This is a genomic window from Acidiphilium sp. 34-64-41, from assembly GCF_002282635.1.
Lineage (GTDB): Bacteria > Pseudomonadota > Alphaproteobacteria > Acetobacterales > Acetobacteraceae > Acidiphilium > Acidiphilium rubrum.
The window spans coordinates 1-6,264 of sequence record NZ_NCJX01000128.1 but is presented as its reverse complement, the minus strand read 5'-3'; the positions used below and the strand labels follow the sequence as shown (position 1 = coordinate 6,264).

Genomic DNA, 6,264 nt, shown 5'->3' with positions numbered 1-6,264 from the left:
ACCAACAACCCATCAACTCAGGCCAGGCCCGGATCGCGGAATAGACAATTCGGCATACTGGCCGTTTAAGCTCCAGGTGGAGAAACGCACCTGCTTGAAAATTCTCAAGAGGTGGATCGTCAGCCATTTCGATCGTGAAGCGGCGGATTACACCGCCCTCCCGCATGATGTCGATACGGTCTCTGACCGTCGCACGCGATACACCGGTGGCAGCGGATATTTCCGAAATTGTCCGCCGGCTGTCTTGCTGGAGCAACCCCAAAATTCTCCGATCAACCTCGCTGAGTCGAAGCCGGCTGGGGCGACCTGCGTTATCCTGTGCCATTGCCACGTCCTGATCTGAGAGCCGGCTGAGCTGGGATCAAAATGGCAATTTTACGCCAATTTGGCAAGTTGGCTGCACCATTTTGGAGTGCCATCCCGGCGGTCAAACAACAACGGGATGGACACCATGGACGGCTTTCTTGATCGGTTCGAGATAGAGCAAAAATTCCAGAACGATGCGTGGCAACGAATACTTCTATCCGATTTTGCCACGACTCTGCTAAGCGAGGAGCGGCCCTTTCCCTGCATCTTCGGTGTTGCAGGCTTTCGCGCCAATCAACTCAGATTTTCCTTTGCTGATCTATTGGACGCTCCGAAAACTGCGCCCATACTCACCCGCTATCTCACTCGCGCCCGGGACATCGGCCCCAACACCTCCCTCGTCGTGATGACTAGACCTGGGCCGGTCCGGAATGTGGCATTTTACCGAACAATGTTCTGGAACTTCCTGCGTGATCTTGCGGCGCTCGACTCACACCCATGGCCGGCGGATATTCCGGAGGATTTGGATACGCCTGGTTGGGAGTTTTCATTCGCCGGCGAACCGATTTTCGTAGTTTGCAACACACCGGCTCATGTCATGCGGCAGAGCCGTCGATCAACCAGCCTCATGGTCACATTTCAGCCCCGCTGGGTGTTCGAAAACATTCTGGGCACGGAAGCATCTGCCAAATCCGCATTTGACAAGGTTCGAAAACGGCTTGTTGCCTATGATTTCATCCCGGAATCACCCGCACTGGGCCGCTACGGTGACCCCAGCACGCGCGAGTTCGCCCAGTATTTTCTCGACGAGGAAAACCAACCGACAGCCTGTCCGTTTCACAGCCTTAAATCGCGGACGGAGAAGGCGGCATGATCACCATCAACCCAGGTCAGGCAGATGTGAATGATCCCGCGAACCTCATCTTCGGGATTTTGCCTGAGCAAGGATCGATCGAGGTTCAAAGGGATGCTCCCGGCAAACTACACGACTGGCATAAGCACGACACCGACGAGACGCTGATTATCGTCGGCGGGGCAGTACGCTTCTTCTGGGAGAACGGTGAGAGGACGTGCAAACCGGGTGACGTCATCAATCTTCCGGCCGGCGACCGACATGGATCCGAAGCCCTCGATGACGGGGCAACGTATCTCATCGCCCTCCGTCGCCTCGCACTGGCTTTGACCTAAATGCTTATGATCTAACCGGAGATGTAGACCTCATGACCGACGGCCTTGCCAAGTCGCTTGGCGTCCTGCGCGGCACGGCGCTGATGCTGAATATCGTAATCGGCGCGGGGCTTCTCACCTTGCCTGGCCTCGCAGTTGAGCAAGCGGGGGGATACGCCTTCGCGGCTTGGTTGGCGTGTGCGGTCTGTGCCGTGCCGTTGCTCGGCGTCTTCATAGTGCTTGGCAAACGCTATCCCGAGGCTGGTGGAATATCCGCTTACGCGCGGCGGGCGTTCGGCCCTCTCGGAGAGCGGATCGCTTCCCTTCTGTTTCTGGGGGCGGTTATTTTTGGGCTGCCGGCTATTGCGCTAACCGGCGGTCACTATGTGGCTGCCGTGTTCGGTGGATCGCCCCGTTTCTACGCAGCCGGTTTAATCCTCTGTGCCATGATACCTCATCTGGTACCGGGAACTGCCGCTGCCCGCGTGATGGCATGGCTAGCGTCCCTCGTGCTTAGTGCCGTCGTCGCATTTCTGGGGGTTGGCATCGTAAGCGCAGCCGCCCGCCCGATGCATTTACCGATTGTCTTCCCGAGTTTTTCGCACATCGGGATACTTACCTCACCCTTTATGATGTTATTTTTTGCTTTCACCGGATGGGAAGTTGGTGCCGGCATCGCGGAAGAATTTCGAAACCCCACCCGGGACTACCCAATCGCGATGGGTCTCTCGTTCGTGATTGCGTCAATCCTCTATCTTGGTATCGCCTATGTCGCTCAAGATATCGATATCAGCGGTTCATATGTCTCACCATTTGTGGCGATCGCTCAACCATCGCTGGGGAAATTAGGCGTTACGATGGTCGCCGGCGTTGCCGCCGTGATCATTTTTGCGAATCTGTCAGGTGCCGTGTGGGGCGTCTCACGAATGGTCTATGGACTTGGCCGCGATGGAGTTCTGCCTTCGGTTTTAGGGGAGACAGCCGGTGGGCGGCCGGTCACTGCCGTCGTGGCGACCATAGGAGTTCTTTTGTTGGTTCTGCTGTTAAGTGGTCTAGGATTTATCGGGATAGGAAAAATGTTCAGCCTGGCCGGGCAAAATTTTCTGATCCTTTATGGGATTGCGGCTCTAGTCATATTAAAATTATGCAAAAGCGTGTTTGAGAAATCACTTTCTGTTTTTGTTTTTGTAGGCAGTCTGGTTATTTTGTCTTGGCAAGGCAAATCCCTATTGTATCCGATCTTTATCATTATACTATCGCTTTTCTTGACGTTGATTCAACGAAACCGACCGGCGATTCTGTCATCCGAGCGCAAAACTGATGCTTGCGGGTAGCGCTCGGTTACAGGGCTTTGTAAAGCGCGGTTTTCCCGACCCTGACGCGGCTCGCAGCCTCTCGGACAGTCAGCCCTTTGGCGATCAAATCACGTGCCCGCCTGAGCTTATCGTCGGTGATGACGGGCTTCCTGCCGCCGAGGCGACCACGGGCTTGTGCGGCGTGAAGGCCGGCACGGGTCCGCTCGCGGATCAGGTCACGCTCAAATTGCCCGAGCGCGCCGAACACGTGGAAAATCAACCGGCCTCCTGGCGTGCCGGTATCGATCTGCTCGGTCATACTGTGCAGGCCGATGTGGCGGGCATCCAACTCTTTCACCGTGTCAATCAGGTGCGACATCGATCGCCCCAGCCTGTCCAGCTTCCAGACCACCAGGGTATCCCCGTCACGCAAATAGGCAAGTGCTTCAGACAACCCCGGCCGATCGGTTTTGGCACCGGACGCGCGATCTTCGAAGATTCGATCACACTTCGCTGCGACCAGCGCATCACGCTGGAGGGCCAGATCCTGCTCGTTGGTGGAAACCCGGGCGTAGCCGACGCGCTTCATCGCTGATTTGTCCGTTTTGTTGTCCGAAAATCATCTTGTCCGTATTCTCGTAGCGTGTCCATGGTTTACGGACACATAGCGCTTGGCCATCAAAGGATCGTTTCACGGACAGGGAGAAAGACCAGATGGCGCGACGTCGGCTGCTGAATGCGGAAGCATGGAACCGGCTGCTCATGCCGCCCATCGAGGAGCGGGACATGGTTCGCCATTTCACGCTCAGCCGCGAAGACCTGGCGTTGATCCGCAGCAGGCGCACCGAGGCGACCCAACTCGGCTTTGCCATGCTGCTGCTTTATCTTCGCTGTCCCGGCCGCGTGCTGGCCGCCGGAGAAACGCCGCCAGCACCGATCATCGCTTTCGTTGCGCGTCAACTTGGCGTTCGTCGTAGCGCCTTTACCGCTTATGGGCGGCGCGATGAAACGCGCCGCAAGCATCTTGCCGATTTGACGACGACTTTCGGCTATCACGCCTTCGGCGATGCTACCTTTGGCGAACTGGTGGCGCGGTTGACCCCGGCAGCCCAGATCGATCGGCGGCCGGGTCGGCTAATAGCGCTTGCCTTGGACGAACTGCGGCAGCGGCGCATTCTTCTGCCGCCGCCAATCGTGATAGAACGCGCCATTCACCAAGCCCGTAGCGACGCCGAACGCATCAGCCATCGCGCGGTGATCGATACGTTGACTGTCACCCAGCGCCAAGCCCTCGATGCGCTGCTTCAACGACGGACCGAAAGTCACATCACCTCGCTCGCTTGGTTGCGAACCGCGCCCCAGTCACCGGCCGGTCGGAACGTCCTCGCCATCCTCGAGCGAATCCGGTTCGTCCGGGGGATCGGATTGAAGAAAGATCGTGATCCCGTTGTGCCGGCGGTCGTCTTCGAGCGGATGGCCGATGAGGGGTTGCGCATGACCACCCAGCACCTGGCCGAACTTGCCCCAGCACGGCGCCATGCCGTGCTAGCCGCGACGGTCACACGGCTGGAATCACGACTGATCGACGCGGCGCTGTTCATGTTCGAGAAGTTGATCGGCAGTTTCGGTCGGAAGGCCGAACGGAACGCCGAGGAAAAGACGCTGCAATCCGCCGGCGACCTGCGTGCGCATCTGAAGACGCTGGCCGGTGCTTGCAATGCCGTGATCACGGCACGAGACTGCAGGCAAGATCCCATCGCCGCAATCGAACAGCACCTCCCTTGGGCACGGTTCGTCAAATGTGTCGCCGAGGCGCGCGCTCTGACCGCACCGGATGCAGCCGACAGTCGATCGGAATTACTCGGCAGATACGCAACGATCCGGAAATTCGTCCCGGCGCTGCTGGAAACGGTTTCGCTTCAGGGGGCAGAAAGTGCGGCCAGCCTGCTCAAAGCGATCGGCTTGATCCGCGAAGCGTGGCGCACTGGAAAACGGGTCCTGCCAGCAACGGTGCCGACCGGTTTTGTCCGTCGATCCTGGCGGTCTTTCGTCTTTCAGCAGGGCGCCATCGATCGCCGCGCCTATGAAATCTGTGCGATCTGGGAATTGCGGGAGCGACTTCGTGCTGGTGATATCTGGGTCGAGGGCAGCCGCCAGTATCAGGCCCTTGAAGCCACCCTGATCCCGCAGCCGACCTTCGAAGCGCTGAAAGCGGCCGGCCCCTTGCCCCTCGCCATCGATCCCGTGTTCACCTCGTATATCGCCGGGCGCGGAGAGGCCCTGAAACAGGATCTCGATGTCGTAACCAGCTTGGCGAAGGCTGGCAGTTTGCCCGACGCCACCATCACGGACGGCGAGCTGAAAATTTCCCCTCTGCGCGCCAACATGCCGGACAAGGCCGAAGCGGCGAGAGACGCGGCCTACAGCTTGGTGCCCCGCGTGAAAATCACCGACCTGCTGCTCGAAGTCGATGCTTGGACGGGCTTCTCGGCCTGCTTCACCCATCAGCGGAATGGCCGATCGGCCGATGACCGTAACGTTCTTCTCGCGGCCGTTCTTGCGGATGGCATCAATCTAGGGCTGACACGAATGGCTGAAACCTGCCGCGGCGTTACATTGCGCCAGCTCGCCTGGGTTCATGACTGGCACGTCCGGGAAGAAACCTACACTGCCGCATTGACCAGATTGATCGAGGCACATCGCGCTTTGCCGATCGCCCGGCTGTGGGGCGACGGCACGACCTCGTCATCCGATGGGCAATATTTTCAGGCGGGCGGCCAAGGTGCTGGAATTGGTGACATCAATGCCCGCCACGGCAATGAGCCTGGGGTCGCATTCTACACCCATATCTCCGACCAATTCGGCCCATTCCACACCAAGGTCATCGCCGCGACCGCCAGCGAGGCACCACATGTGCTCGACGGCCTGCTCTATCATCAAACCGGCTTGCAGATCAGCGAGCACTATACGGACACTGGAGGCGCGACCGATCACGTTTTTGGTGTCTGCCCCTTCTTTGGATTCCGCTTCGCACCGCGACTGCGCGACATCAAGGATCGCCGCCTGTACCTTCTACCAGGGATGGCCGTGGACCCGGTACTCGAACCGATGGTTGGCGGCACACTCGATATCGCCCATGTCGAGACCAACTGGAACGATCTTCTCCGGATGGGAACTTCCATCCATGCCGGCACCACGACCGCATCGGCGATGCTGCGCCGCCTGGCCGCTTTCCCACGCCAGAACGGTCTTGCCATTGCCCTACGCGAGGTCGGCCGCTTGGAAAGAACCCTGTTCACCTTGGACTGGATTCGAAATCTCGATCTTCGCCGGCGTGCTCATGCCGGCCTGAACAAAGGTGAGGCCCGCAACGCGCTTGCCCGTGCGATATTCTTCAACCGGCTAGTGTCCCGTCGCAGTGATTATGACGGGTTGATCCAATCCAAGAACGGGTAGTTCCTGCGGCGCGACGAGCATCTGAATGCTGCGAGGGACG

At 58.7% G+C, this 6,264-nt stretch carries 6 protein-coding genes; 4 read left to right on the top strand and 2 right to left on the bottom strand.

Annotated elements, in window-relative coordinates; all coding sequences use genetic code 11:
* Positions 1 to 325 (bottom strand): Lrp/AsnC family transcriptional regulator (locus B7X49_RS17540; RefSeq protein WP_286840407.1); only part of this gene is annotated, 325 nt, incomplete at its 3' end.
* A 117-nt stretch (positions 326 to 442) separates the two neighbouring features.
* Here B7X49_RS17540 and B7X49_RS17535 point away from each other — a divergent pair.
* The 3 genes from B7X49_RS17535 to B7X49_RS17525 are packed head-to-tail and all read left to right on the top strand — an operon-like array spanning position 443 to position 2,807.
* Complete coding sequence (locus B7X49_RS17535) at positions 443 to 1,180, top strand: YqcI/YcgG family protein (RefSeq protein ID WP_265638482.1); 738 nt, start codon at positions 443 to 445, stop codon at positions 1,178 to 1,180.
* A complete protein-coding gene (locus tag B7X49_RS17530; RefSeq protein ID WP_265638483.1) occupies positions 1,177 to 1,494 on the top strand; it encodes a cupin domain-containing protein in 318 nt (105 codons plus the stop codon). Before B7X49_RS17535 ends, B7X49_RS17530 begins: the two co-directional genes overlap by 4 nt.
* 32 nt (positions 1,495 to 1,526) lie before the next feature.
* On the top strand, positions 1,527 to 2,807 hold the full coding sequence (locus B7X49_RS17525; RefSeq protein ID WP_265638484.1) for an APC family permease: 1,281 nt from the start codon (positions 1,527 to 1,529) through the stop codon (positions 2,805 to 2,807).
* A 7-nt stretch (positions 2,808 to 2,814) separates the two neighbouring features.
* Here B7X49_RS17525 and B7X49_RS17520 read toward each other — a convergent pair whose 3' ends face one another.
* Complete coding sequence (locus B7X49_RS17520; protein ID WP_265638485.1) at positions 2,815 to 3,357, bottom strand: recombinase family protein; 543 nt, start codon at positions 3,355 to 3,357, stop codon at positions 2,815 to 2,817.
* Between the two features lie 125 nt (positions 3,358 to 3,482).
* On the opposite strand from B7X49_RS17520, the gene B7X49_RS17515 reads away from it, so the two are divergent.
* Positions 3,483 to 6,224 (top strand): Tn3 family transposase, encoded by a 2,742-nt coding sequence (locus B7X49_RS17515; RefSeq protein ID WP_265638486.1) that lies wholly within the window; start codon positions 3,483 to 3,485, stop codon positions 6,222 to 6,224.
* Positions 6,225 to 6,264: the final 40 nt, after the last annotated feature.

Bases quoted from the DNA above. Each gene is read 5' to 3' on its own strand.
- B7X49_RS17530 (WP_265638483.1), top strand. From the start codon at position 1,177: ATGATCACCATCAACCCAGGTCAGGCAGATGTGAATGATCCCGCGAAC.
- B7X49_RS17535 (WP_265638482.1), top strand. From the start codon at position 443: ATGGACACCATGGACGGCTTTCTTGATCGGTTCGAGATAGAGCAAAAA.
- B7X49_RS17525 (WP_265638484.1), top strand. From the start codon at position 1,527: ATGACCGACGGCCTTGCCAAGTCGCTTGGCGTCCTGCGCGGCACGGCG.
- B7X49_RS17515 (WP_265638486.1), top strand. From the start codon at position 3,483: ATGGCGCGACGTCGGCTGCTGAATGCGGAAGCATGGAACCGGCTGCTC.
- B7X49_RS17520 (WP_265638485.1), bottom strand. From the start codon at position 3,357: ATGAAGCGCGTCGGCTACGCCCGGGTTTCCACCAACGAGCAGGATCTG.